Source organism: Mameliella sp. MMSF_3455, from assembly GCF_030733205.1.
In the GTDB taxonomy this organism is placed as follows: Bacteria; Pseudomonadota; Alphaproteobacteria; order Rhodobacterales; family Rhodobacteraceae; genus Antarctobacter.
The window spans coordinates 71,627-96,417 of sequence record NZ_JASHJL010000012.1 but is presented as its reverse complement, the minus strand read 5'-3'; the positions used below and the strand labels follow the sequence as shown (position 1 = coordinate 96,417).

Genomic DNA, 24,791 nt, shown 5'->3' with positions numbered 1-24,791 from the left:
ATGAAGACGCTCAAGAACTGCCGCCCGATGGGTGGCCCCGCAACGGACCTGCACATCGCCGATGGCGTTTTCGTCGAAACCGCCCCCGATGGCGCCGAAACCATCGACTGCGGCGGGCGCATCCTGATCCCGGGCCTGGTCGAGGCGCATACCCACCTGGACAAGTCCCTGCTGGGGATGCCCTGGTATCGCAACGAGGTCGGCCCGCGCCTGATCGACAAGATCACCAACGAGCGCGAGGTGAAGGCCTCGCTGGGGCTTGATCCGCAGGTCCAGTCAGAGCGGCAGGCGATCCTGTCCGTCAGCCACGGCACGACACAGATCCGCAGCCACGTCGACGTCGACACCCATCACGGACTGGCCGGCATCGAAGGCGTCATGGAAACCCGCGACAAGCTGAAGGACATCGTCGACATCGAGATCGTCGCCTTTCCGCAGTCCTCGATGATGCCGCGGCCCGGCACGGTCGAGATGATGGACGAAGCGCTGGCCCTGGGGGCCGATATCGTCGGCGGGATCGACCCCTGCGGGATCGAACGCGACCCAAAGGGTCACCTCGATGCCGTGTTCATGCTTGCGGAAAAACACGGCAAGCCGGTCGATATCCACCTGCACGAACGCGACGCCCTGGGCGGTTTCTCGATGGAAGAGATCATCAGCCGGACCAGGGCGCACGGGATGCAGGGCAAGGTCACGATCAGCCATGCCTTTTGCCTGGGCATGATGGACCGCGCCTATGTGGCCGACCTGCAGGCACAACTGGCGGAAAACCGCATCCACATCATCACCACGGCCCCCGCCTCGGCCCCGGTTCCGGCGGTCAAGGAACTGAAGGCGGCGGGCATCCTGACCGGGTCTGGCTCGGACGGCATCCGCGACACCTGGGGCCCTTACGGTAATGCGGACATGCTGGAACGCGCCATGTTCATCGGCCAGCGCAACAACCTGCGCCGGGATGACGAGGTCGAGCTTGCGCTGGACATCTGTACCTTTGGCGGTGCCGCGATCATGGAAACCAAGGGCTATGGCCTTGGCATCGGCGACCGCGCCGACGCCCTCCTGGTCGAGGGCGAGACACTGGCCGAGGCGGTCGCCCTGCGCGCACCCCGCAAGCTGGTGCTCAAGGCCGGCGCCGTGACGGCACGGGACGGTGCCTGCGTGGTGGCAGCCCCGTGAGCCGGACCTGTCTTTCCGCACGGTGGGTCGTCGGGCACCGGGACGGCGCCCATGTGGTCTTCGAGAACGGCTGTGTCGTGATCGAGGGCACGCGCGTCCTGCATGTCGGCAGCGGCTTCGACGGCGAAGCAGAGACGCACATCGACTATGGCGAGGCGATCCTGTCGCCCGGGTTCATCGACCTCGACGCGCTGTCCGATCTCGACACGACGATCCTGGGCTACGACAACGGCCCGGCGTGGAAAAAAGGCCGGGTCTGGCCGCAAAGCTATGTCGATGCGGGCCCCTACGAGATGTACTCGCCCGGGGAACTGGCCTTTCAGAAACGCTTTGCCTTTGCCCAGTTGATCCGCAACGGGATCACCACGGCCCTGCCCATCGCTTCATTGTTCTACCGCGCGTGGGGAGAAACGGTGGCGGAATTCGAAGCCGCCGCGGCCGCCGCCGAGGATCTGGGGTTGCGCGCCTACCTTGGCCCGGCCTACCGGACCGGCGGGCAGGTCACCGACGAGGCCGGCGCCATCCGCGCGACCTATGACGAGGCGCGTGGCCTGCGGAACCTGGCCGAGGCGGCAGACTATGCGCGGCGGATCGACGGTATCGCGGGCGGGCGTATCCGCGCAATGTTCGCCCCCGACCGGATCGAGACCTGCACCGAAACCCTGCTGCAACGCACCCATGCGATAGCTGCGGAACTGGGCGCACCCGTGCGCCTGCATTCCTGCCAATCGCCGACCGAGATCAGGCTGGTACAGGAACAGCACGGGACTTCGCCCATCGACTGGCTGGATCGTATCGGCGCCATCGGGCCGAACTGGCTGCTGCCGCATGGCACACAGGCGACCGAGCGCGACTTTGACCTGATGGCGGACTACGGGGCGACACTGGTGCATTGCCCGCTTGTCGCCGCGCGACATGGGGGCCTGCTCCGGTCCTTTCCGAAATGCCGCGACAGGGGCATCAACATCGGGCTGGGCACCGACACATGGCCGCCGGACATGATCCTCAACATGCAACTGGGCATGATGACCGCCCGGATGGCCGAGGGCATGGACGCGATCCGGTCCGAGGCGATGTTCGACGCGGCAACGCTTGGCGGCGCGCAGGCGCTTGGCCGGGACGACATTGGCCGGCTGGCGCCCGGAGCCTGCGCCGACATAACCGTGATCGACCTGCGCGGCACCTTGCAGACGCCGGACCCGATCCAGACCCTGATGACATCAAGCTCGGGGCGGGACGTGCGCGACGTCTGGATCGACGGGCGCCGGGTCATGGCCGATGGCGAGATCCCGGGGTTCGACGCGGTGGCGGAAACCGCGCGGGCGCAGGCACAGTTCGACGGCCTGATCGCCAAGTACCCCGACCGCACGGTGAGCCACCCGCCCGTGGCCAAGATTTTCACCCCCAGCTACCGGAGGGCACGATGACCCAACCCGTTCTGGACGTGCAGGGCCTGCGCGTCGAATTCCCGACCCGACACGGCACGCTGACTGCGGTCGACGATATTTCCCTGACCATCGGCCGCGGGGAAATCCTGGGCGTCGTCGGAGAATCCGGCGCGGGCAAGTCGATGACCGGCATGGCCATCCTGGGCCTTCTGGAACCGCCGGGCCGGATCGCTGCCGGCAAGATCCTGTTGTCCGGCGACCGTATCGACACCCTGACCGAACAACAGCTTCAGGCCGTGCGCGGGCGCCGGATCGGGGCAATCTTCCAGGACCCGCTGACATCGCTCAACCCCTTGTTCAAGGTCGGGGACCAGCTGGTCGAGACGATCCGCCTGCACACGCCGATGACCCGCGCGCAAGCCCGCGCGCGCGCCATCGAACTGATGCAAGAAGTCGGCATTCCAGCCGTCGAGGAACGCATCGACAACTACCCGCACCAGTTCTCCGGCGGGATGCGCCAGCGGATCGTCATCGCCCTGGCCCTGTGCGCGGAACCCGAACTGATCATCGCCGACGAGCCGACAACCGCGCTTGACGTGTCGATCCAGGCCCAGATCACGGCGCTGTTGAAACGGCTCTGCCGGGAACGCGGCACGGCCGTGATGCTGGTGACGCACGACATGGGCGTCATCGCCGAAACCGCCGATCGCGTGGCGGTGATGTATGCCGGACGGCTGGCCGAACTTGGCACGGTCGAGAACGTGGTCCGCAGACCGCAACACCCCTACACCGTCGGGCTCATGGGCTCGATCCCCTCTCTGCGCCGGGACGAGACCGAGCTTCAGATGATCCCCGGCGCCATGCCGCGCCTGAACAGCATTCCCCCCGGATGCGCCTTCAACCCGCGCTGCGCACAGGCGGGACCGAAATGCAGCCGGGACATCCCGCGCATCCACGGCGAAGGCGCCGCCTGCTGGCTGGCCCTGGAAGGAGCAACCGCATGACCCGCCCCATTCTCGAAGTCGACGCACTGGAACGGCGCTTTGACGTCTCCGCCCCCTGGCTGAACCGGCTGCTGGAAGGCAAACCGCGCCGCACCCTGCGCGCCGTGGACGGGGTCGATTTCGACATCCTGCCAGGCCAGACACTGGCGCTGGTTGGCGAGAGCGGCTGCGGCAAGTCCACGATCGCCAAGCTGGTCACCGGTTTGCACGCGCCTTCGGACGGCAAGATCCGGTTCAACGGCGATCCGACCAAGATGCAGATGATCTTTCAGGATCCCTTTGCCTCGCTCAATCCGCGCTGGCGGGTGGGGCGTATCGTGGCCGAACCCCTGCGCACCCTGTTTCCCGAAACCACCGACGTGCAGGCTGAGGCCCGGGTGGGAGAATTGTTGAAGACCGTCGGCCTGTCGCCCGCCGATGCGGCCAAGTACCCGCATGAGTTCTCGGGCGGCCAGAGGCAGCGGATCTCGATCGCGCGGGCACTGGCGGGAGAGCCCGAGTTCCTGGTCTGCGACGAGCCGACATCCGCGCTGGACGTGTCGGTCCAGGCGCAGGTGCTGAACCTGATGAAACGACTGCAGCGCGACATGGGGCTGACCTATCTCTTCATCAGCCACGATCTCAGCGTCGTGCGCCACATGGCCGACGTGATCGCGGTCATGTACCTCGGCCGGATTGCCGAAATCCAGCCGACCGCGGACCTCTTCGCGAACCCGCTGCACCCCTACACGCGGATGTTGCTGGACACGATTCCGGATCTGGAGGCCCCGAAACGCGACCGCGCGCCGATGGGAGGAGAAGTCCCCTCGCCCGTGTCGCCGCCGTCGGGCTGCACCTTCCATCCGCGCTGTCCCCTGGCCTTTGACCGCTGCAAGCGTGAACTTCCGAAACGCACCCCGGACGTGCACGACCGACGGGTCGCCTGCTTTGCCGCCGCAGAAGGAAAGACCGATGTATGATCCCGCATTCATGCGCCGCGCGCTGGAGATTTCCGCCGAGGCCCTGACGACCCCCGGAACCGAACCTTTTGGCGCCGTAGTGGTCAAGGACGGCAAGATCATCGGCGAAGGCATCAATCGTTCGGTGATGAACCACGACCCGACGAGCCACGGAGAGACGGAGGCCATCCGCGATGCCGCCCGCAACCTCGGCACCGTCGATCTGCGCGGAACCGCACTTTACACCAGTTGCGAACCCTGCCCGCTGTGCGTGGCCGCCATGCTGATCGCCGGGGTAAGCGAGCTTTACTATGCCGCCGACATGGCGCAGGCCGGGCAGGCGCTGGGACAACTGCCGGAACACGCCCGCTTTCCCATCGACGTCGATCACATGCTGGCCCAATGCGGCCTGCCCGCGCCAGAACGCGACATGCCCAGCGCCCAGCACGCGGCGGACGAGGCCACCGATATCCTGGAACGCTGGGCCGCCAAGGTGGGCGAACCAGGCGCGTGACGCCTAGAGAAACAGGGTCACGGTCGCCGGAAAGAACGCCACGATCACCAGCACCAGCAGCATCACCGCGATGAAGGGCAGCGTGGCGCCGAATATCTGTTCGACAGAGACCGCCGGATTGTTCAGCGTGTTGTGCACCGTAAAGACCGATATGCCGAACGGTGGCGTCAGCAGCCCGATCTCGACCGCGATGACCGTCACGATCCCGAAGTGCATCAGATCGATCCCAAGTCCCTGCGCGATGGGCGCCGCGATCGGCACCATGATCAGCAGGATCGAGGTGCTGTCGAGGATCATGCCCATCAGCAGGATGATCAGGGCATAGAAGAACAGGAAGCCCATCGGCCCGAAACCGGACTCGGTGACCAACCCGGCAATCGCGTTCGGCAGACCCGCGATGGCCAGCATCCGCGAATAGAAGGAGGCCGCCACCAGAAGCAGCAGGATCGAGACCGAGATCACCCCGGTCTGCTTCATCACCTGCCACAGCTTGTGCCGATCCAGGCTGCGCCGCGACAGGGCCACCACCAGCGCCCCGAAGGCACCGACGCCACCGGCCTCGGTCGGGGTGAAATACCCGGTATAGAGTCCGCCCAGGACAAGGATCACCAGAAGGACGATGGGGATCAGCTTGAGCAGCATCCGGTCCAGCGGCATCGGCGTGAACTCGCTGTCCAGACGACGTGCCCGGACGCTGTCCGGGTCTTCCAGGACAAAGCGCGGGAACAGCATGGTGATGCCGATCAGCATGGCGACAAAACCGCCCGCCAGCATCAGGCCCGGGATGATCCCCGCGATGAACATGCCGCCGATGGAAACCTCGGCCAGCACGCCGTAGATGATCAGCAGCAGGCTGGGCGGGATCAGCATGCCCAGCACCGAGGACCCCGCCACGGTGCCCGCCGAAAAGGCCGGGCGATAGCCGTGACGCGTCATCTCCGGCACGGCGACGCGGGTAAAGACCGCGGCCGAGGCGATGGACACGCCGGTCACGGCGGCAAAGATCGTGTTGGCGGCAACGGTGGCGACGCCCAGGCCGCAGACCATGCGTCGCAGCAACTCTTCTGCCACCTCGAAGGTATCGCGCCCGACGTTGGACACGCTGACCAGCAACCCCATCAGGACAAACAGCGGGATCGTGGCAAAGAGGTAATCGGCGATGCCGGAATAGGCGGTCAGCTCCAGCATCCGGAACGCCAGGCCGATGTTGTCGCGGATCAGCCAGATCCCGACAAAGGCCACGCCGAACAGCGCATAGGCGATCTGCATTCCCAGGAGGACCAGCAGGACAAGTACGCCGATCAGGACGAAACCGAAAGCAAGCGTTGTCATGTCGTGCCCCCCATGCGGCGCAGTTCGGCAACCGCGCGATAAAGCGCAGCAAGAACGGCGGTAAAGGCCCCCAGCACGGTGATTGCGCGGAAAGGCCATGTCGGGATGGTCCAGACACCCTGTACGCCAAAGAACTCTGCGCTGTGCCAGCTCTGGATGAATTTCGGCCACGAAGCCCATAGCACCAGCGCAAAGACCACCGCCCCGGCAATGCAAAATACCGCTTCGAGCAGGGACACCGCCGTCGGCGAGGCACGCTCGATCCGTCGCACCAGGAAATCGGCCCGCGTCAGGCGTCTTTGCAGGATGGCGGCGGGCACCTGAAGAAAGACGATGGCCACCACGGACCGCGCCGCGATCTCGGACACGCCGGTGATCGGCATGTTCATGAAGTTGCGCCCAAGCACATCGGCCACGATCAGCAGCATCAGCGCGCCAATGGCGGCCGTGCCGACCGCGGACATGGCCGCCGCGACACCGCCCAGCGCCGCGCCCAGGGGCGCCTCGGAAAAGGACGGGACAAACCCGTCGTCGAACTCGGCCGTGTTGTCTTCGCTCATGCCCCGATCCTGCTTTCAAGAACGCACCCGCCCGGCGCCAGACTGCCGGGCGGGTGCCGTGCCGTCACGTTCCGATCAGAGACCTTCGTCCCAGTCCCGCAAGGGGGTTGCCCCGCGCTCGCGGAGGGCCGCGAAATAGGCCTTGAGCACGGTCTTGCCCGCCTCGCCGGTCTGTTCCAGCCAGGGTTCGACAATGTTGGGCAGGCCGTCGACCCACTTGGCCTTTTCGGCATCGGGCAGCTGGTGGATGGTCAGCCCCGCTTCCTGCATCTCGTCCAGGGCGCGCGCTGCGAGGTCGGCGACATAGTCGCCATGCGCGATCGAGGTCGCCTGTGCTGCCTCGCGGAAGGCCTCTTGCACAGGCGCGGGCAGCCCCTCGTAAAAGTCCTTGTTGGCCGCGATCCCGCCGAAATACATCGAACCGATGCCGACACGGGTCAGCTCCGGGGCGACCTCGTAGACACGGGTCGGCAGGATGCCGGAGGCAAAGGACAGGGTGCCTTCGGTCACGCCGGTCTGGATGTTGGTGTAATAGGTGGTCAGGGCGCCATCCACCGGCGTCGCTCCGGTTTCGCGCAGCCAGTTGGCCGAGGTCCCCGGCGCGTTCAGCTTGCGGTTCTGCAGGTCGTCCATCGAGGAGACCGGGAAGGTGGCGTAGATATCGTAGCTGTCGGTGATCAGAGACGACAGGTGCACCATGCCGTTCTGCGCCCAGCTGTCTTTCAGCTCGGGCAGGTTCTCGGACAGGTCGTCGAAGATCTCGATGATCATGCGGTGATCTTCGGTGGCGAAGGGCGTGAAATAGGTCACGTTCTGCAGGGGCATGTTGGCGCCTTCCCAGACCGTGCCCACCATGCCCACGTCGACGATGCCGTCCATGACAGCCTCGCGCGTGTCGGTGAACTTGTAGAGCGTGCCCGCGTAGCTCTCGACCCAGTTCACGGTGTATTCGTTGCCGCCCTCGGCCAGGATGCGGTTCACCTCTGGCTGAAAGGTGTTCTTCATCGCGTAGACCCAAATGTTGGCCTCCGGGTGCGACGAGCCGATGTTGACGGTGATCGTCTGCTGGGCATAGGCCGTGCCACCCATCAGGATCGCGGTGGCAGCTGCCATTGCGGTGATCTTCATGTGTTTCCTCCCTTGGTCGAGGCGCCTCCTGCGCCTGCTAGTTCAGTCGTCGATCTTGCCCAGGGCACGCAGGACGCGTTCCGGCGTGAAGGGCATTTCGGTCACCTGCGCGCCGAACGGGCGCAGGGCGTCGTTGATGGCATTCATGACGGCGGCCGGAGCCCCGGCGGTGCCGGCCTCTCCGGCCCCCTTGGCGCCCAGTTCGCTTTCGCCGGTGGGGGTCTCGACGTGGCCAATCTGCATGTCCGGCATCTCGCCCGCCATCGGAACCAGGTAATCCGCCATCGACCCGTTCAGAAGCTGGCCGTCCTCGTCATAGTGGATCTCCTCGTAGAGCGCGCCGCCCAGCCCCTGGACGATGCCGCCCCGGATCTGTTCATCCACAAGCTGCGGGTTGATGACGCGTCCGCAATCCTCGACGCACCAGTGTTTCAGCAGGGTGACGACGCCGGTGTCGGTATCCACCTCAAGATAGCTGGCCTGCACGCCGTTGGTGAAGGCAAAGGGATAATCCATGGTGATGAAGTGCCGGGTCTGAACCAGTTCGCGGGGCAGACCCTTGGGCAGGGTGTCGCCCCGGAAATAGACGATGCGGCCCAGTTCCTCGAGCGGCATGCGCGCTTCGCCGCTGTCGGCATCGACCACTTGGCCCGCGCGGATGTCCAGCTTGGCCGCATCAGACTGCAGCATCGACGCCGCGACCTCGAGGATCGACCCTCGCAGCGCGCGCGCCGCCTGCAGCGCCGCCTCGCCGCCGATGCCCGCCCCGCGGGAGGCCCAGGTACCCCCGCCGTAGGGGGTCACCTGCGTGTCGCCGGTGATGATGCGCACCTTGTCCGGGGTCACGCCGACGCCCTCGGCCACCACCTGGCTCAGCATCGCCTCGGTGCCCTGCCCCTGCTCTGTCACACCGGACAGCGCCACGACCGAGCCGTCCGGATCCATCCGCACCGTACAGCCGTCCTGGGCCGAGATCCGCGCCCCGCCAATGCCGTACATGAAGGGCGACGGGTTGGTCAGCTCGATGAAACTGGCGATGCCGATGCCGCGATGCTTCCCTTGTTTGCGCGCCTCTTCCTGGTCGGCACGAAGGGCATCGTAATCAATCATCTCCATGAGCTTGTCCATGGAGGCGTGGTGCGACAGCCCCTCGAACCGCATCTTGGCGGGCGACGTGACCGGATAGGCATCGTCGGCATACATGTTGCGACGCCGGATCTCGACAGGGTCCATGCCGATGGCGGCGGCCGCCATGTCCACCAGTCCCTCGGTGATCGCCGCGGCGATGGGATGACCCACTGCGCGATACTGGCAGGTCGGCGCCTTGTTCTGGAAGACCACCGTGGTCTGCGCGCGGTAGTTCGCGAAATCATAGGGCCCGCCGCAGAGGTTCACCACCTGGTTGCCCTCGATGGCGGAGGTGCGCGGATAGACCGAATAGGGACCGATCCCGGTCCAGTCGTCCACGTCGATGGCCAGGATCTTGCCATCTTCGGCAACGGCGATCTTGGCCTCGATCTCATGGTCGCGGGCATGGATGTCAGAGGTGAAACTTTCCAGCCGGTCGGCGATGAACTTCACCGGGCGCGCCATGACCCTTGCGATCGCTGCGGTCGCCACCTCGTCGGGATAGACGTGCACCTTGATCCCGTAGGAGCCTCCGACGTCGCCGCAGATCACGCGCACGCGGCTTTCGGGAATGTCCAGGTGCGTGGCCAGCACGGTCTGCATCATGTGCGGCGCCTGCGTGGCGTGCCATGCGGTCATCTGCCCTTCGGCCGGGTTCCAGTCGACAAGGATCGACCGCGGCTCCAGCGTGACGCCGGTGTGGCGCGCGGTGCGAAACCGGGCCGAGACGACCTTGTGCGCGGTCGCCATGGCGGCGTCCACGTCGCCTTCCTCGTGGAGGCGGCGAAACGCCAGGTTGTCGCCCAGGTCGGGGTGGATGACCGGCGTGTCCGCATCAAGTGCGGTCATCGTATCGGTCACGGCCGGCAACGGATCGTAATCGACCTCGACCAGCGTGGCAGCCTCTTCGGCAGCGGCACGTGTCGTGGCGACGACGGCCACCACCGGCTCTCCGACCCAGCAGGCGCGCTCCACGGCCAACGCGTGTTGCGGCGGGGATTTCAACCCCTTGAGATGCGCCAGGACCCCCACCCAAGGGGTGCAGACCTCGGCCAGGTCGGCGCCGGTAAAGACCCGCAGCACCCCCTTGAAGGCCTTCGCCGCCTCGGTGTCGATGCCGATGATCCGGGCATGGGCCAGCGGCGCCCGGACAAAGGCCACATGCACCATGCGCGGCAGGGTGATGTCGTCGACATAGCGCCCGCGCCCTTGCACCAGTTTCTCCGCGTTGGGACGCGGCACCGTCTTGCCTATGTACGAATTGGGCCGGTCGGGATTTCCGAATGCGATGGTCATGCCGTCCCCTTTCCGGCGCGCGCCCGCGCCACGTCCTCGACCGCGTCCACGATGGCCTCGTAGCCGGTGCACCGGCAGTAGTTGCCCGACAGGTGTTCACGGATTTCGACGCGCGTGGGGACTCCGCCCTGCGCCAACAAATCCTCGGCCGCGACGATCATGCCCGGTGTGCAAAACCCGCATTGCAGGGCGTTTCGCGCCACGAAAGCCTGTTGCAGATCACGGCTGCTGCCCTGTTCGGTCAGCCCCTCGACCGTCCAGACTTCGGCCCCATCCGCCTGGGCGGCCAGCATGAGGCAGCCGCGCACGGCCTGGCCATCGACACGCAGGGTGCAGGCGCCACAGACGCCGTGTTCACATGAGGCATGCGCCCCGGTCAGGCCAAGCGCCTGCCGCAGGAAATCCACCAGGTGCTGACCCGCCGGAACGCGTCCCTCGACCGGCTCTCCGTTCACGGTCAGCGCGATGTCCACCTTGTCCAAAAAGACTGCCGTCATGCCTGCTTCTCCCGGATCCGGGCCACGGCCCTGCGCAGCAGGACCCCGGCAAGATGTTTGCGATAGGCCGCGCTGGCCTGCGTGTCCGAAGGCGGGGCAAGCGCGTCCTTCAGGGCCGTAACCGCCCCGTCCATGTCGCCCGCATCCAGTGCGGCCATCGCATCCGTTGCCAGCAGGGGCGCCGGACCGACCGAAAACACCACCAACCTGTGCCCTGCTGACCGTTTTACCAGGCACATTCCCGCCAGCGCGTAGTCTCCGCAACGGCGCGCGACCTCTTCGAGAAGCTGCACCTCCCCCTTTTCCGCCTTGGGTATGGTGATGCCGGTCAGGATCTCCTCCTCGGCCAGGGCCGTCGTGAACACGTCCTGAAAGAAATCCTCCGCCGCGATCTGCCGCGTCCCGTCCGGCCCCTCGGCGTGCAGCGTGGCGCCCAGCGCAAGGATACAGGCGGGAAATTCGGCGGAAGGATCGGCATGGGCCAGTGCCCCGCCAATGGTGCCCCGGTTGCGGATGGCCGCATGGGCGATGTGATCGACAGCGGCGGTCAACAGGGGAACATGCGCCCGGATCAACGGATCGGCCCCAATGTCCGCGTGACGCGTCAGTGCGCCGATGCGAAGCACGGCGCCCTCGTCGGCCACCCCGCTCAGCCCGCTGATCCGCGAGATATCGACCAGCATGTCCCCCTCGGACAGCCGCATGTTCATCGCGGCCACAAGACTTTGCCCACCCGCCAGGATGCGGCCCATGCCGTCGGACGCGGCCAGCAGGTCAAGCGCGTGCCGCACGTCCCTGGCCCGGGCATATCCGCCCGCCGATGCCTTCATGGCGATCTCCTCCCCTCTTGTCCTTGCGCCTCTCCCTGACGCAATTGAGCATCTGCTCACTATTGTTGATCGCATGATCTATAAAAAGATGAACAGATCAAGTAAAAACTGCTAAACGGGGTCACAGAGGCAAAACGATGGATGGTCGGTTGGAAAGCGAAAACGCAGAATCCGAGAGCGGAACGGCGCGCCGGCGCCTGCCCCCGAAAGAGCGGCGCGAGCAAATCGTGAACGAGGCGGTGCGCTTTTTTGCCGAGGTCGGGCTAGAGGGCAACACGCGGCAACTGGCCAAGCGCCTGGGCGTCACGCAATCCCTTCTTTTCAATTACTTCGCGACCAAGGACGAACTCTTGGAAGCGGTCTACGAAAAGGTCTACCTGGATCGCCTGTCACCGGACTGGCCCGACCGGTTGACAGATCGCACCGTCCCCCTGCGGGCCCGACTGCTTGCCTTCTACACCGAGTACAGCGGGCTGATCTTCGAACGCGACTGGATGCGGATCTTCATGTCCTCGGGGCTGGCGGGCGCGGTACTGAACCGCCGCTACCTGATGCACCTAGGCGACGTGATTCTCCGCCCCGTGCTGGCCGAAACAGAGGCCCTGGCGCGGGGCGAGACCCGGCCGACGATGGAGGACATCTGGAACCTGCACGGCGGAATCGTCTACATTGGCATCCGGACGCATATCTACGGCATGCCCGGACCCGACGACCCGGAAACCGTGATCGCCCAGTCCATCGACAAGTACCTGCTGTATTTCGGGATCGGGCCGGAGGACTGAGAACCGCCGCTATCCCTGAAGGGCATCCGCCCTCCGTTCGCGCCAGATGACATAGAGACCACTGGCGATGATCACCGCTGCCCCGTAGAACGCGGTGCGGTCTGGCACCTCGCCCCAGATCAGCCAGCCGAAGGCCGTGGCCCAGACAATCGCGGTGTAATCCATCGGCGCGACAATCGCGGCGGGCGCCAGGCGAAAGGCCTGCGTCATCATAGTCATGCCCGCCGTACCGAACAGGGCGATCGCCGCGAACAACCACAGGTCGCCAAGCCGGACCGGCACCCAGACAAAGGGCACGATGAAGGCGCTCAGGAAGGCGCTGGCCCCCGTCAGGTACAAAAGCATCGTCCAGACGCTTTCGCGGGCATCGACCCAACGCGCGCTCAGCATCAGCAGGGCATAAAGGAAAGCAGTCAGGACCGGCAACAGTGAAGCAGGCTGAAAGGCCGAGGCGCCGGGGCGGATGACGATCAGAACCCCGACGAACCCCAGGCAGACTGCCAGCCAACGCCGGGGGCCGACCAGTTCTTTCAGAAAGAGCGCCGAGATGGCCGTGATGAACAGGGGCGCCACAAAGATCAGCGCCGTAGCCTCGGCCAGGTCGAGGTAGAGGAAACTGGTGAAGAACAGTACCGTCGCGGCGATCCAGAGCACCCCCCGGACGAGATGCGCGACCGGCCGTCCGGACCGAAGCGCCCCGGCGCCCCCCATCTTCAGTGTCAGCAGGATGGCAAAAGGCAAGGCGATCACGTTGCGCAGGAACAGGATCTGCACGGGCGAATAGTCTGCAACAAGGAACTTGGCGAGCGCGTCATTGGCGCTGAGACTGGCAACGCCGACGCACATCAGACCGAGCCCGGCCGTGGCACTCCCGCTGGCCTGCCCGATCCGCCCCTGCATGACTCGCCCCCACCTGCCGTCGATTGCACCCATCGCGCCATTCCGGCAGCGCTGGCCGGATCAGGCTAGGCAAATCCGAATTTGCTGTAAAATATATAGAAAGAGCGCCATTCATATAATGGGCATATCAACAGGGGGAAGTGGATGGATCTGCGCCAGATCAGGCAGTTCATCGCGGTTGCGGAGGAACTGCATTTCGGCCGCGCCGCGCAACGGCTGAACATGACTCAACCGCCGCTCAGCATGTCGATCCGCGGCCTTGAGGAGGCCCTCGGCGTGCAGTTGTTCAACCGCACACGCAAGAGCGTTTCGCTGACGGCCGCCGGGGCAATCTGGTTGGACCACGCGCGCCGTGTCCTGGCTGAGGCCGAGCGCCTGCCCGCCATCGCCCGGCGCGCCGCCCGAGGAGAGATGGGGGAACTTCGGCTCGCCTTTGTCAGCATCGCCAGCTACAGCCTGCTGCCGAACCTGGTCCGCCGCTTTCGCGATGCCTACCCCGATGTCCGGGTCGACCTGCGCGAGGCCACCAGCGACATGCAATTCGAGGCGCTGGCCAAGGGCGAGATCGACGCGGGCATCATCATCCGACCCGGCGAGGCATTCCGCCCCTCGCTGTCCCATCGCCCACTGCCCAGCGAAGCACTGGTCGCCGTGGTTCCAGACCGATGGGCCCCGACGGACGCGAATGCCGCCGGATCCGTCGAATTCGAACGGATCGCAGACGCGCCACTGGTCTTCTTTCCCCGCCATGTCGCCCCCGCCTATTACGACGCCGTGGCGGATCATTATGCTGAGCACGGGCGCCCGCTGCGGATTTACCAGGAAGCCATCCAGATGCAGACCATCATCGGCCTGGTCGCCGCTGGCCTCGGGATTTCCCTCGTTCCCCGGTCGATGACCGGGATGAACCGCAGCGGCGCGCATTACCTTGAACTGAAGGGCCATCAGCCACGGATCGACGTCTGCGTGATCTGGAAGGACGGACCCGTCCAACCGGCGCTGACCTCCTTTCTGGCTCTTCTCGACACGCCCCCGGGCTGACGAGCAACCGGGGTCAAATACCCACCGACAAGGCCGAAACCCGCTTGCAAAACACCCGAGGCCGCCGCCCGTGAAAGCACGGTTGGAAAAAGTAATGTCAATCTCGTGACGGTCAGTGACGGCACAAATCGGGAGGACATCATGAAACCCAGACAGCCCCGTCTTGCAGCGCGATTGGCCTTTCGCAGATCGGCTCTGAATTGGACTTGCGCGCCGCGGAGCCGACCGTGACCAAGCAGGAGGCTGAGGTGCCGGGCAGCTGGGCGACCTTGTGCAGGCCGCGCTCTATGTCCCGCCCGGCTTTCGGAACAGCCTTGTCTGCTCGAACAAATTGTCCAACCGTTCGTACCTGTCCTTGGTGTTCGGCCAGGCTTCTTCCTGCGTTGCGGAAATCAGCGCCTCCAGCAACATGAGAGTCGAGACGTTGGAATCCCAGGCCGAGGGGATTTCCACCCAGCAGTTGAAACTGTGCGTCGCGATCTCGGCCACCGGGCTGGACCACTGGTCGGTGATCAGCACCACCTCGACGCCGCGTTCCCGTGCCAGTTCGGCCAATCTCAACAGGTTGGACTCGTACCGTCGGATGTCGAACATCAGCAGCGTATCGCCCTTTTCCATGTCCAGCAGGTAGTGCGGCCAGGTCGCCGAGGACGAGGTCAGGTGGATGACCCGGGGCCGCACTGCCTGCAGGTGGGTAAAGGCATAATCCGCAAGCGCATGGGTGATCCGCCCACCAACGATGAACAACGTGTGATCCGTGTCCGCCAGCAGGTGCGCCGCGTCGTCGAACGCCTCGCTGGGCACGTTGCTGAAAGTGGTCTGGAGGTTCTGCGTCACCGCCTTGGCAAAACGGTTCAACAGGTGCGACTCGGGCGCCTCTGTCGCCCAGTTCGCCCGCCGTTCGGTCGGGCCGGACACCTTGGCCTGCAGTTCCTTAAGCAGCGCCTTGTGGAACTGCGGGAACCCCTTGAACCCCAGTTTCTGCACCATGCGCGCGATGGTAGGTGTCGATACCCCGGTCTGCCCCGCAACGATCGTGATCGAGGCCAGGCCCGCCGCCGGGTAGTTTTCCAACAGGGCGTTGGCAAACTTGCGCTCTGACAACGTCAGGTCCGGATAGTGTTGCCGGATCAATTCCCGGACTGTCGAACTGGGCTGGGTCACGGCTTGTTTCCTTGCATCGCCAACACTGCTTTTTTGTGCGAGGCGCGCCCCGATGCGTGTCAACCGCATGAATCTGCCCGCCGCCTATTGAAGAAATATTGACACAACCCGCACCAATGTGGAGAGTTTTTTTCAGAACAGGGGGACCTGCATGTCGGAAAGTGACCACGGCGGCTGTGAAACCGCCGTCAGCGTGATCAATGCCGAAGGCACGGGCGACGCCCTGCTGCTATGTGAACACGCTTCGGCCTTTATTCCCGAACGCTACGGCGATCTCGGGCTGCGCCCCGAGTGGCGGCAAAGCCATGCCGCCTGGGATCCCGGTGCGCTGGCCCTCGCCCGGATCCTGTCGACCGAGCTTGATTCGCCCCTTGTGGCCGGACGCGTGTCGCGGCTGGTCTATGACATCAATCGCCCGCCAGAGGCCGAGGGCGCGATGCCCGTGCGTTCGGAGGTGGTGGAGATCCCCGGCAACGCAAACCTGACACCCGCTCAAAGGGCCGAGCGTGTCGAGACCGTCTATCGCCCCTTCTGCAAAGCCGTCGACCGGCTGCTGTCAGACAGGCCAAGGGCCATCGTCACCGTGCACAGCTTTACCCCGGTCTACCACGGTGTGGCCCGCGCGACCGAGATCGGCATCCTGCACGACAGCGACAGCCGACTTGCCGAGGTGATGCTGGCCCAGGCGCCCGAAGATCACCGGCAGGTCGACCGTAACAAGCCCTACGGCCCCGAGGACGGCGTAACCCATTCGCTGAAACTGCACGGTATCTCGCGCGGATTGCCCAACGTGATGATCGAGGTCCGCAACGACCTGCTGACCACGCCGGAGGACGTTCAGGCCATCGCGAACGAACTGCTGGCGATGCTGCGCCCGGCTTTGGCGGCCCCCGCGGAGGTGACCGATGCCTAGGATCATCACGGGGTTCGTACATGGCGTCGACGCGATGAACCGCTTTATAGGGCGCATCGCCATGTACCTGATCTTTGTCCTCGTGGGCGTGCTGCTGTGGTCATCTGTGTCCAAGGTGGCTTTCCTGCCCTCGCTCTGGACGCTGGAGACCGCGCAGTTCGTCATGGTGGCCTATTACGTCCTTGGCGGCCCCTATTCGATCCAGCTGGGGTCGAACGTGCGTATGGACCTGTTCTATGGCGGCTGGTCGGTCAAGACCAAGGCCTGGGTCGACGCCTTCACCGTCTTCTTCCTGATGTTCTACCTCGTCGTCCTGCTGTACGGCGCGCTTGGCTCTCTGGCTTACGCGATGGGCTATTTCGGGATGCAGCCGCTAGAGTATTTCGCCGAGTTTTTCGGCGCGCTGTTCACGGGTGGCTTCGAGGCGGCCGGCGAAAAGCTGGGCTATCTCGAACGGTCCTCGACCGCCTGGCGCCCTTTCCTTTGGCCCGTCAAGCTGGTGCTGGCCTTTGGTATCTTCCTGATGCTGCTGCAAACCCTCGCCGAGCTGTTCCGTGATATCGGCCGCATCCGCGGGGTGGAGATCTGATGTCCTACGAAATGATCGCCATCCTCATGTTTTCGGGCATGATGCTGATGCTGCTGACCGGGCAACGCGTGTTCGGCGCCATCGGCTTTGTCGGAGCACTGGCCGGGTTGCTGCTATGGGGGACGGGGGGCGTCGATGTGCCGTTTGCCGCCGCCATGAAGCTGATGAAATGGTATCCGCTGCTGACACTGCCGATGTTCATCTTCATGGGCTACGTCCTGTCGGAATCGAAAATCGCCGACGACCTGTATCGCATGTTCCACGTCTGGATGGGCCCGGTGCGCGGCGGTCTGGCCATCGGCACCATCGGGCTGATGGTGCTGATTTCCGCCATGAACGGGCTGTCCGTCGCCGGCATGGCAATCGGCGCCACCATCGCCCTGCCGGAACTGCTACGCCGGGGCTATGACAAGATCATGGTGACGGGCGTGATCCAGGCGGGCTCGTCGCTGGGCATCCTCGTCCCACCTTCCGTCGTGCTGGTACTTTACGCGATGATCGCGCGGCAGCCGGTGGGACAGCTGTGGCTGGCGGGCGTGATCCCCGGCCTGATGATGGCGACGATGTTCATCATCTACATCTACGTCCGTTGCCGGCTGCAGCCGTACCTTGGCCCGCCCCTGCCCGAGGATGAGCGCAATGTCAGCCGGGCCGAAAAGCTGCGCCTGTTGCGCGCGGGCATCCTGCCGCTGGTGATCTTTGCCGTGATGATGGTGCCCTTCGTCAAGGGGTGGACCAGCCTCGTCGAAAGCTCGGCCATCGGCGCGATGGCGGCCTTCATCGCGGCCATCCTCAAGGGCCGCATGACGCGCGAGGTCTTCGAAACATCGGTGCGCCAGACCCTGGCCATTTCCTGCATGTTCATGTGGATCATCCTCGCCGCACTGGGCTTTGGCGCGATCTTCGACGGGCTGGGCGCGGTGCGGGCGATCGAGTCGCTGTTCACCGAGCAACTTGGCCTCAGCCCCTGGATGATCCTGATCCTGATGCAGCTGTCCTTCATCATCATGGGGACATTCCTCGATGACACTGCCATGCTGGTCATCGTAGCCCCGCTTTATGTGCCACTGGTTGGGGCGCTGGGGTTCGACCTGATCTGGTACGGCGTGCTGTATACGATCACCACCCAGATCGCCTATATGACGCCGCCCTTCGGCTATAATCTCTTCCTGATGCGCGCGATGGCGCCGCCTGAAATCGGCCTCAGGGACATCTATCGCTCGATCATCCCCTTTGCGCTGGTGATGGTGCTGGCCCTGTCACTGGTCATGATCTTCCCGCAGATCGCGCTTTGGCTGCCGGAACTCGTATACGGAAAATAACCCCCCAGAAGCCTCGAAAAGAGGACAGATTTTCAACAAGGAGAACGGACATGACAACTTCGAGAAGAAAGTTCCTGAAAACCGCCGGTGTGGGCGTTGCCGCCGCACCGCTGGCCGCCCCGGCCCTGGCCCAATCCACCATCACCTGGCGGATGCAGACATACGCCGGCGCCGCTCTGGCCGAACACGTCGTGAAACCGGCCATCGACCGGTTCAACGCCATCGCCGGCGACCGGATGCAGATCGAACTGTTCTACGCCGACCAGCTTGTGCCCACGGGCGAGCTGTTCCGCGCCATGCAGCGTGGCACCATCGACGCGGTGCAGTCGGATGACGACTCGATGGCCTCGCCGACCGAGGTCACGGTCTTCGGCGGCTATTTCCCCTTCGCCTCGCGCTACTCGCTGGATGTTCCGGTGCTGTTCAACCAATACGGCCTGAACGAGATCTGGGCAGAGGAATACGCCAAGGTCGGCGTCAAGCACATCAGCGCAGGCAGCTGGGACCCCTGCCATTTCGCCACTAAGGACCCGATCAACAGCCTGGCCGATCTGCAGGGCAAGCGCGTCTTTACTTTCCCCACCGCGGGCCGCTTCCTGAGCCAGTTCGGCGTCGTGCCCGTCACCCTGCCCTGGGAGGACATCGAAGTCGCGGTGCAGACCGGCGAACTGGACGGCATCGCGTGGTCGGGTATCACCGAGGACTACACGGTGGGTTGGGCAGATGTGACCAACTACTTCCTGACCAACAACATTTCCGGCGCCTGGATCGGGCATTTCTTTGCCAACATGGGCCGCTGGGAAGAGCTGCCCGAGGACCTGAAACTGCTGCTGACCACCTGCATGGAGCAGTCGCACTATTACCGCCAGTGGTGGTACTGGGGCGGCGAGGCGCGGCTGCGCGTCAACGGCGAGAAAATGCAGCTGACCTCGATCCCCGATGCCGAGTGGGACCAGGTCGAGGCCGCCGCGCGCACCTTCTGGGACGAGATCGCGGCAGAGTCCGAGACCAAGGCAAAGGTTGTCGAGATCTTCAAGCAGTACAACGCGGACATGGCCAAGGCAGGCCGCCCCTACCGCTACGGCTGACCCCATGCCCCCGGGAGTGTCCGGGGGCATATCCCGGCCCCATGACATTCGATGACCTCAAGGCGCAGGTCTCCTCCGGCGAGGTGGACACCGTCCTGGCCTGCATCGTGGACATGCAGGGCCGCCTAATGGGCAAACGCTTTCACGCCGCCCATTTCGTGAACAGCGCCTGGGAGGAAACCCACTGCTGCAACTACCTGCTGGCCACCGACCTGATGATGGCCACGCCAGAGGGCTATGCCGCAACCTCCTGGGAGAAGGGCTACGGCGACTACGTGATGAAGCCGGACCTGACCACCCTGCGCCCCATGCCCTGGCTGGAGGGCACGGTCATGGTGCTGTGTGACGTGCTGGATCACCACACCCACGAAGAGGTGCCGCATTCCCCCCGCGCCATGCTGAAAAAGATGGTCGCCCGGGCAGAGGCGATGGGGTTCACCCCGATGATGGCGACGGAACTGGAGTTCTTTCTCTTCGAGAAGAGCTTTGACGAGATCCGCAAATCCGGCTTCCGCGACTTGGCGACGCTGTCGGGTTACAACGAGGATTACAACATCCAGCTGACCAGCCGCGAAGAGCACGTCATGCGCCCGGTGCGCAATCATCTCTACGCCGCCGGCCTGCCGATCGAAAACTCCAAGGGTGAGGCCGAGACCGGGCAGGAAGAGCTGAACATCAAGTACGCCCCGGCGCTGGACACCGCAGAGTACCACACCATCGCAAAACACGCGGTCAAGGAGATCGCCCACCAGCAGGGCCACGCCGCCAGCTTTCTGCCGAAATGGCATCATGACAAGGTCGGTTCATCCAGCCATGTGCACCAGTCGCTCTGGCAGGACGGCAAACCCGTCTTCTTTGACGAGAGCGACGCCCTGGGCATGTCGGCACTGATGAAAAACTATGTCGCCGGCCTGCTGAAATATGCGCCCGATTACATGGTTTTCCTGGCCCCCTATATCAACAGCTACAAGCGGTTCCAGGTCGGCACCTTCGCCCCGACTCGCGTGATCTGGTCGATCGACAACCGCACCGCCGGCTTCCGCCTCTGCGGCGACGGATCAAAGGCGGTACGGATCGAATGCCGGGTCGGCGGGTCGGACATGAACCCCTACCTCGCGATGGCGGCGATGCTCGCCGCGGGCCTGAAGGGCATCGAGGACGGGCTGGAACTGGCCCCTGCCTTTTCCGGCGATGCCTACGCGGGCGAAGCGCCCGAACTGCCCACCACCCTGCCCGCGGCGCGGAGCGCGCTGATGCAATCCGACCTGCTGCGCGAAGCCTTTGGCGAAGAGGTGGTCGCCCATTATGCCCGTGCAGCCGAGGTGGAAATCGAGGACTTCAACCGCGTCGTGACCGACTACGAGATCGCGCGCGGGTTCGAACTTACCTAAGGGCCGACCGGCCCGATCCATAGAGGACAGAATGAGCAATACACTGAAATGCATCTCCCCCATCGACGGCTCGGTCTTTGCCGAACGCCCCACGCTGTCGCTGGACGAGGCGAAAACCGCTGCCGCCAAGGGCCGTGCCGCGCAGGCGGCCTGGGCCGCTCGTCCCTTGCAGGAACGGGTCGACCTGGTCATGGCGGGCGTCGCGGCCGTGGGCGCGATGAACGACGAGATCGTCCCGGAACTGGCGCATATGATGGGACGCCCTGTGCGCTTTGGCGGCGAATTCGGCGGCTTTGAAGAGCGCGCATCCTACATGGCCGGGATCGCGACAGAGGCGCTGGCCCCCATCGAAGTGGGCGAGGACGCGACCTTCAAACGCTACATCAAGCGCGTGCCGCTGGGCCTGGTGCTGGTCGTGGCCCCTTGGAACTACCCCTACATGACCGCCATCAACACCGTTGCACCCGCGCTGATCGCGGGCAATTCGGTGATGCTGAAACACGCCACGCAGACCCTGTTGGTGGGCGAACGCATGGCGCGTGCCTTCCACGAGGCGGGCGTGCCCGAGGAGGTGTTCCAGAACGTCTTTCTCAGCCACGACACGACCTCTGACCTGATCGGCGCCAAGGCCTTTGACTTCGTGAATTTCACTGGCTCCGTCGGCGGCGGCAAGGCGATGGAACGCGCGGCGGCAGGCACCTTTACCGGCATCGGGCTGGAACTGGGCGGCAAGGACCCGGGCTATGTCATGGAGGATGCGGACGTCGATGCGGCGGTCGATACGCTGATCGACGGCGCGATGTTCAATTCCGGCCAGTGCTGCTGCGGGATCGAACGGATCTACGTTCATGCATCGCTCTATGACAGTTTCCTGGAAAAGGCGCTGGCCGTGGTCCGCGGCTACAAGCTGGGCAACCCTCTGGACTCTGAGACGACCATCGGCCCGATGGCCAACGCCCGTTTCGCAGCCGAGGTCCGCGCCCAGATCAAGGAGGCCGTCGAGGCCGGTGCGACAGCCCATATTGATACATTCCCCGAGGATGACGGCGGCACCTACCTGACACCGCAGATCCTGACCGACGTGACTCACGACATGCGCGTCATGCGCGACGAGAGCTTTGGCCCCGTGGTCGGCATCATGAAGGTCAAGGATGATGAAGAGGCCATCGCTCTCATGAACGACAGCGATTTCGGCCTGACGGCCTCGCTCTGGACACAGGACGTTGCGCGGGCCGAAAGCGTCGGCGACCGGATCGAGACGGGGACCGTCTTCATGAACCGCGCCGATTACCTCGATCCCGGCCTCTGCTGGACCGGCTGCAAGCAGACCGGGCGCGGCGGCGGTCTGTCCGTCATCGGCTATCACAACCTCACACGCCCCAAATCCTATCACTTGAAGAAGGTGACGAAATGAGCCTGACCGGAAACTGGTCCTATCCCACCGCCATCAAGTTCGGCGCGGGCCGCATCTCTGAACTGCCGGGCGCTTGCGCGCAGGCGGGCATCTCGCGCCCGCTGCTGGTCACGGATCGCGGATTGGCCGACCTGCCGATCACCGCCCAGACGTTGGACGTGCTGGAACAGGCGGGCCTTGGCCGCGCGCTCTTTGCCGACGTGGACCCGAACCCCAACGAAAAAAACCTGGCGGCGGGCGTGAAGGCCTATAACGACGGCGGCCACGATGGCGTGATCGCCTTTGGCGGCGGCTCCGGCCTCGACCTGGGCAAGATGGTCGCCTTCATGGCCGGTCAGACGCGCCCGGTCTGGGATTTCGAGGATATCGGAGACTGGTGGACTCGCGCGAATGCGGATGTCATCGCCCCCATCGTCGCCGTGCCGACCACCGCCGGAACGGGGTCCGAGGTGGGCCGCGCCAGCGTCATCACCAATTCCGAGACGCATGAAAAGAAGATCATCTTTCACCCCAAGGTGCTGCCCGAGGTCGTGATCTGCGACCCGGAACTGACCGTGGGAATGCCGGGCTTCATCACCGCGGGCACCGGGCTTGATGCCTTTGCCCACTGTGTCGAGGCTTTCAGCAGCCCGCATTACCACCCCATGAGCCAGGGCATTGCGCTGGAAGGCATGCGGCTGGTCAAGGAATACCTCCCCCGCGCCTTCGCCAACGGCCAGGACATCGAGGCCCGCGCCCAGATGATGAGCGCCGCCATGATGGGCGCCACCGCCTTTCAGAAGGGCCTTGGCGCGATCCACGCCATGAGCCATCCCATCGGCGCGCATTTCAACACTCACCACGGCACCACCAACGCGGTCTGCATGCCCACGGTGCTGGCCTTCAACGCCGACGCGATCCGCGACCGTTTCGACACGGCGGCGGCCTATCTCGGGATCGAGGGCGGCTTTGACGGATTCCGCGCCTTCGTGCAGGATCTCAACGACGGCCTGAACATCCCGCGCCGCCTGTCCGATCTCGGCGTGACCGAAGAGGCGATCCCGACGCTGGTCAAGGGCGCGATCACCGACCCGTCCTGCGGCGGCAACCCGCTCGAACTGACCGAGCAGAACCTGACCGCGCTGTTCAAGGCGGCGCTCTGACATCTGTCCCGGCGGAATTGCCGCCGGGGCAACCTTCTGGAATCACGCTGATTTCATGTAAACGTCAAACAAGAGGCCCATAAGGTCCAAATCGTCCCGGGCAAGCCCTGCCCTTTTCATCGGCAGACCCCGGGACAGAACCATGACCCGACAGAGGAGAGACCAATGTCCAGAACCATCCTTTTGACCACCACGCTGATCGCCGGGCTGGCCACCACCGCCTCCGCCGACACGCTGCGCCTGTTGACCTGGGGCGGCTACGCCCCCGACGAGGTCATCGAGCTGTTCGAGCAGAAGACCGGACACACCGTCGAGGTGACCAAGTCCAACAACGAGGAAATGATCGCCAAACTGCGCGCCACCGGCGGCGGCGGTTTCGACCTGGTCCAGCCCAGCCAGGACCGCGTCATGGGCCCGCAGATGGAATTCGGCATCTACAAGCCGATCGACATGTCGAAGATCGACGAGTCGCTGTTCATCCCGTCCATGCTGACGGCCACCATGGCCAACACCACCGTGAACGGCGACGTCTACGGCGTGCCCCATGTCTGGGGGACCTCCGGCCTTGTGCTGAACACCGCCGAAGCGGGTGACACCGTCAAGGATTACACGGACCTCTGCGATCCGGCCGTGGCGGGCAAGGTGACCTACCGCCTGAAGCGTCCGACGCTGATCGGCTTTGCCTTCGCCATGGGCGAAGATCCCTTCGCGGCCTACGGCGACGAGGAAAAGTACAAGGAGATCATGGGCAAGGTCGAAACCAAGCTGACCGAGTGCAAAGCCAACGTCAAAACCTACTGGGGTGGCGGCGACGAGCTGATGAACCTTGTCCGTTCGGGCGAAGTCACCGCCTCGATGGCCTGGGACACGGGCGGCTGGAAGCTGAACGACGACAACGCCGACATCACCTTCGTCGCCCCGGCCTCGGGCGCACTGGGCTGGATCGACACCTTTGTCCTGCCCGCCAAGGGCCAGGCAGACGATGTTGCCTATGAATGGATCAACTTTGTCATGCAGCCGGAAATCGCGGCCATGATCACCGCGGCAGCGGGCAACTTTACCGCCTCCGCCGGGGCCGACGAATACGTCGAGGACGGGCTGAAGGCCAAGTACCAGAACAGCTTCCCGCAGGAAGCCATCGACAACATCAAGTGGTATCCGCCGGTGCCCGCCGGTCTCGAAGCCATCGAAGGCGAGGTTCTGGACCGCGTCCAGGCCGCCAACTGATCTGACACGGGCGGCATCCGGTCCTCC

The 24,791-nt window shown here is 64.6% G+C and carries 23 protein-coding genes; 15 read left to right on the top strand and 8 right to left on the bottom strand.

Going from position 1 to position 24,791, the window contains the following annotated elements:
* The 5 genes from RBB42_RS11210 to RBB42_RS11190 are packed head-to-tail and all read left to right on the top strand — an operon-like array spanning position 1 to position 5,020.
* Positions 1-1,176 (top strand): amidohydrolase family protein, encoded by a 1,176-nt coding sequence (locus tag RBB42_RS11210; RefSeq protein ID WP_305967798.1) that lies wholly within the window; start codon positions 1-3, stop codon positions 1,174-1,176.
* Positions 1,173-2,603, top strand: coding sequence for a chlorohydrolase family protein (locus RBB42_RS11205; RefSeq protein WP_305967797.1), 1,431 nt, complete (start codon positions 1,173-1,175; stop codon positions 2,601-2,603). Before RBB42_RS11210 ends, RBB42_RS11205 begins: the two co-directional genes overlap by 4 nt.
* Positions 2,600-3,568: an ABC transporter ATP-binding protein gene (locus RBB42_RS11200; RefSeq protein ID WP_305967796.1), complete on the top strand. Its 969-nt coding sequence runs from the start codon at positions 2,600-2,602 to the stop codon at positions 3,566-3,568. The genes RBB42_RS11205 and RBB42_RS11200 overlap by 4 nt, the downstream gene beginning before the upstream one ends.
* Positions 3,565-4,527: an ABC transporter ATP-binding protein gene (locus RBB42_RS11195; protein WP_305967795.1), complete on the top strand. Its 963-nt coding sequence runs from the start codon at positions 3,565-3,567 to the stop codon at positions 4,525-4,527. The genes RBB42_RS11200 and RBB42_RS11195 overlap by 4 nt, the downstream gene beginning before the upstream one ends.
* Positions 4,520-5,020 carry a nucleoside deaminase gene (locus tag RBB42_RS11190; protein WP_305967794.1) on the top strand — a complete coding sequence of 167 codons (501 nt, stop codon included), beginning with the start codon at positions 4,520-4,522 and terminating at the stop codon, positions 5,018-5,020. Before RBB42_RS11195 ends, RBB42_RS11190 begins: the two co-directional genes overlap by 8 nt.
* A gap of 3 nt (positions 5,021-5,023) precedes the next feature.
* Here the strand turns inward: RBB42_RS11190 and RBB42_RS11185 are convergent, their stop codons facing one another.
* The 6 genes from RBB42_RS11185 to RBB42_RS11160 form a co-directional block, all read right to left on the bottom strand.
* On the bottom strand, positions 5,024-6,352 hold the full coding sequence (locus RBB42_RS11185) for a TRAP transporter large permease (protein WP_305967793.1): 1,329 nt from the start codon (positions 6,350-6,352) through the stop codon (positions 5,024-5,026).
* Entirely contained in the window at positions 6,349-6,912 is a 564-nt protein-coding gene (locus RBB42_RS11180) for a TRAP transporter small permease subunit (RefSeq protein WP_305967792.1), read from the bottom strand. The genes RBB42_RS11185 and RBB42_RS11180 overlap by 4 nt, the downstream gene beginning before the upstream one ends.
* A 75-nt stretch (positions 6,913-6,987) precedes the next feature.
* Positions 6,988-8,040 carry a C4-dicarboxylate TRAP transporter substrate-binding protein gene (locus RBB42_RS11175; RefSeq protein ID WP_305967791.1) on the bottom strand — a complete coding sequence of 351 codons (1,053 nt, stop codon included), beginning with the start codon at positions 8,038-8,040 and terminating at the stop codon, positions 6,988-6,990.
* A gap of 42 nt (positions 8,041-8,082) precedes the next feature.
* Positions 8,083-10,464, bottom strand: coding sequence for a xanthine dehydrogenase family protein molybdopterin-binding subunit (locus RBB42_RS11170; RefSeq protein ID WP_305967790.1), 2,382 nt, complete (start codon positions 10,462-10,464; stop codon positions 8,083-8,085).
* Positions 10,461-10,961 (bottom strand): (2Fe-2S)-binding protein, encoded by a 501-nt coding sequence (locus RBB42_RS11165; protein WP_305967789.1) that lies wholly within the window; start codon positions 10,959-10,961, stop codon positions 10,461-10,463. Before RBB42_RS11165 ends, RBB42_RS11170 begins: the two co-directional genes overlap by 4 nt.
* Complete coding sequence (locus tag RBB42_RS11160; RefSeq protein WP_305967788.1) at positions 10,958-11,791, bottom strand: FAD binding domain-containing protein; 834 nt, start codon at positions 11,789-11,791, stop codon at positions 10,958-10,960. Before RBB42_RS11160 ends, RBB42_RS11165 begins: the two co-directional genes overlap by 4 nt.
* Positions 11,792-11,928: 137 nt before the next feature.
* Between RBB42_RS11160 and RBB42_RS11155 the strand changes: the two genes are divergently transcribed.
* Positions 11,929-12,573: a TetR/AcrR family transcriptional regulator gene (locus RBB42_RS11155; RefSeq protein WP_305967787.1), complete on the top strand. Its 645-nt coding sequence runs from the start codon at positions 11,929-11,931 to the stop codon at positions 12,571-12,573.
* A gap of 9 nt (positions 12,574-12,582) precedes the next feature.
* Here RBB42_RS11155 and RBB42_RS11150 read toward each other — a convergent pair whose 3' ends face one another.
* Positions 12,583-13,473, bottom strand: coding sequence for a DMT family transporter (locus RBB42_RS11150; RefSeq protein ID WP_305967786.1), 891 nt, complete (start codon positions 13,471-13,473; stop codon positions 12,583-12,585).
* A gap of 144 nt (positions 13,474-13,617) precedes the next feature.
* Between RBB42_RS11150 and RBB42_RS11145 the strand changes: the two genes are divergently transcribed.
* Positions 13,618-14,514, top strand: a complete 897-nt coding sequence (locus tag RBB42_RS11145; protein ID WP_305967785.1) for a LysR family transcriptional regulator — start codon at positions 13,618-13,620, stop codon at positions 14,512-14,514.
* A gap of 285 nt (positions 14,515-14,799) precedes the next feature.
* Here RBB42_RS11145 and RBB42_RS11140 read toward each other — a convergent pair whose 3' ends face one another.
* Positions 14,800-15,678 carry a MurR/RpiR family transcriptional regulator gene (locus tag RBB42_RS11140; RefSeq protein ID WP_305967784.1) on the bottom strand — a complete coding sequence of 293 codons (879 nt, stop codon included), beginning with the start codon at positions 15,676-15,678 and terminating at the stop codon, positions 14,800-14,802.
* Positions 15,679-15,829: 151 nt separating this feature from the next.
* Between RBB42_RS11140 and RBB42_RS11135 the strand changes: the two genes are divergently transcribed.
* The 8 genes from RBB42_RS11135 (at position 15,830) to RBB42_RS11100 (ending at position 24,764) form a co-directional block, all read left to right on the top strand.
* Positions 15,830-16,591 carry an N-formylglutamate amidohydrolase gene (locus RBB42_RS11135; protein WP_305967783.1) on the top strand — a complete coding sequence of 254 codons (762 nt, stop codon included), beginning with the start codon at positions 15,830-15,832 and terminating at the stop codon, positions 16,589-16,591.
* Positions 16,584-17,180: a TRAP transporter small permease subunit gene (locus RBB42_RS11130; protein ID WP_305967782.1), complete on the top strand. Its 597-nt coding sequence runs from the start codon at positions 16,584-16,586 to the stop codon at positions 17,178-17,180. The genes RBB42_RS11135 and RBB42_RS11130 overlap by 8 nt, the downstream gene beginning before the upstream one ends.
* Complete coding sequence (locus RBB42_RS11125) at positions 17,180-18,502, top strand: TRAP transporter large permease (protein ID WP_306043684.1); 1,323 nt, start codon at positions 17,180-17,182, stop codon at positions 18,500-18,502. Before RBB42_RS11130 ends, RBB42_RS11125 begins: the two co-directional genes overlap by 1 nt.
* A gap of 50 nt (positions 18,503-18,552) precedes the next feature.
* A complete protein-coding gene (locus tag RBB42_RS11120; protein ID WP_306043683.1) occupies positions 18,553-19,590 on the top strand; it encodes a TRAP transporter substrate-binding protein in 1,038 nt (345 codons plus the stop codon).
* A gap of 41 nt (positions 19,591-19,631) precedes the next feature.
* Positions 19,632-20,981 (top strand): glutamine synthetase family protein, encoded by a 1,350-nt coding sequence (locus RBB42_RS11115; RefSeq protein ID WP_306043682.1) that lies wholly within the window; start codon positions 19,632-19,634, stop codon positions 20,979-20,981.
* Between the two features lie 31 nt (positions 20,982-21,012).
* On the top strand, positions 21,013-22,395 hold the full coding sequence (locus RBB42_RS11110; RefSeq protein WP_305967778.1) for an aldehyde dehydrogenase family protein: 1,383 nt from the start codon (positions 21,013-21,015) through the stop codon (positions 22,393-22,395).
* Positions 22,392-23,537 carry an iron-containing alcohol dehydrogenase gene (locus tag RBB42_RS11105; protein ID WP_305967777.1) on the top strand — a complete coding sequence of 382 codons (1,146 nt, stop codon included), beginning with the start codon at positions 22,392-22,394 and terminating at the stop codon, positions 23,535-23,537. The genes RBB42_RS11110 and RBB42_RS11105 overlap by 4 nt, the downstream gene beginning before the upstream one ends.
* Before the next feature lie 165 nt (positions 23,538-23,702).
* Entirely contained in the window at positions 23,703-24,764 is a 1,062-nt protein-coding gene (locus tag RBB42_RS11100) for an extracellular solute-binding protein (protein ID WP_305967776.1), read from the top strand.
* Positions 24,765-24,791 lie beyond the last annotated feature (27 nt).

Coding starts and splice junctions, on each gene's coding strand:
- RBB42_RS11210 (WP_305967798.1), top strand. CDS start 1: ATGAAGACGCTCAAGAACTGCCGCCCGATGGGTGGCCCCGCAACGGAC.
- RBB42_RS11200 (WP_305967796.1), top strand. CDS start 2,600: ATGACCCAACCCGTTCTGGACGTGCAGGGCCTGCGCGTCGAATTCCCG.
- RBB42_RS11195 (WP_305967795.1), top strand. CDS start 3,565: ATGACCCGCCCCATTCTCGAAGTCGACGCACTGGAACGGCGCTTTGAC.
- RBB42_RS11190 (WP_305967794.1), top strand. CDS start 4,520: ATGTATGATCCCGCATTCATGCGCCGCGCGCTGGAGATTTCCGCCGAG.
- RBB42_RS11185 (WP_305967793.1), bottom strand. CDS start 6,352: ATGACAACGCTTGCTTTCGGTTTCGTCCTGATCGGCGTACTTGTCCTG.
- RBB42_RS11180 (WP_305967792.1), bottom strand. CDS start 6,912: ATGAGCGAAGACAACACGGCCGAGTTCGACGACGGGTTTGTCCCGTCC.
- RBB42_RS11175 (WP_305967791.1), bottom strand. CDS start 8,040: ATGAAGATCACCGCAATGGCAGCTGCCACCGCGATCCTGATGGGTGGC.
- RBB42_RS11170 (WP_305967790.1), bottom strand. CDS start 10,464: ATGACCATCGCATTCGGAAATCCCGACCGGCCCAATTCGTACATAGGC.
- RBB42_RS11165 (WP_305967789.1), bottom strand. CDS start 10,961: ATGACGGCAGTCTTTTTGGACAAGGTGGACATCGCGCTGACCGTGAAC.
- RBB42_RS11160 (WP_305967788.1), bottom strand. CDS start 11,791: ATGAAGGCATCGGCGGGCGGATATGCCCGGGCCAGGGACGTGCGGCAC.
- RBB42_RS11155 (WP_305967787.1), top strand. CDS start 11,929: ATGGATGGTCGGTTGGAAAGCGAAAACGCAGAATCCGAGAGCGGAACG.
- RBB42_RS11150 (WP_305967786.1), bottom strand. CDS start 13,473: ATGCAGGGGCGGATCGGGCAGGCCAGCGGGAGTGCCACGGCCGGGCTC.
- RBB42_RS11145 (WP_305967785.1), top strand. CDS start 13,618: ATGGATCTGCGCCAGATCAGGCAGTTCATCGCGGTTGCGGAGGAACTG.
- RBB42_RS11135 (WP_305967783.1), top strand. CDS start 15,830: ATGTCGGAAAGTGACCACGGCGGCTGTGAAACCGCCGTCAGCGTGATC.
- RBB42_RS11130 (WP_305967782.1), top strand. CDS start 16,584: ATGCCTAGGATCATCACGGGGTTCGTACATGGCGTCGACGCGATGAAC.
- RBB42_RS11125 (WP_306043684.1), top strand. CDS start 17,180: ATGTCCTACGAAATGATCGCCATCCTCATGTTTTCGGGCATGATGCTG.
- RBB42_RS11120 (WP_306043683.1), top strand. CDS start 18,553: ATGACAACTTCGAGAAGAAAGTTCCTGAAAACCGCCGGTGTGGGCGTT.
- RBB42_RS11115 (WP_306043682.1), top strand. CDS start 19,632: ATGACATTCGATGACCTCAAGGCGCAGGTCTCCTCCGGCGAGGTGGAC.
- RBB42_RS11110 (WP_305967778.1), top strand. CDS start 21,013: ATGAGCAATACACTGAAATGCATCTCCCCCATCGACGGCTCGGTCTTT.
- RBB42_RS11105 (WP_305967777.1), top strand. CDS start 22,392: ATGAGCCTGACCGGAAACTGGTCCTATCCCACCGCCATCAAGTTCGGC.
- RBB42_RS11100 (WP_305967776.1), top strand. CDS start 23,703: ATGTCCAGAACCATCCTTTTGACCACCACGCTGATCGCCGGGCTGGCC.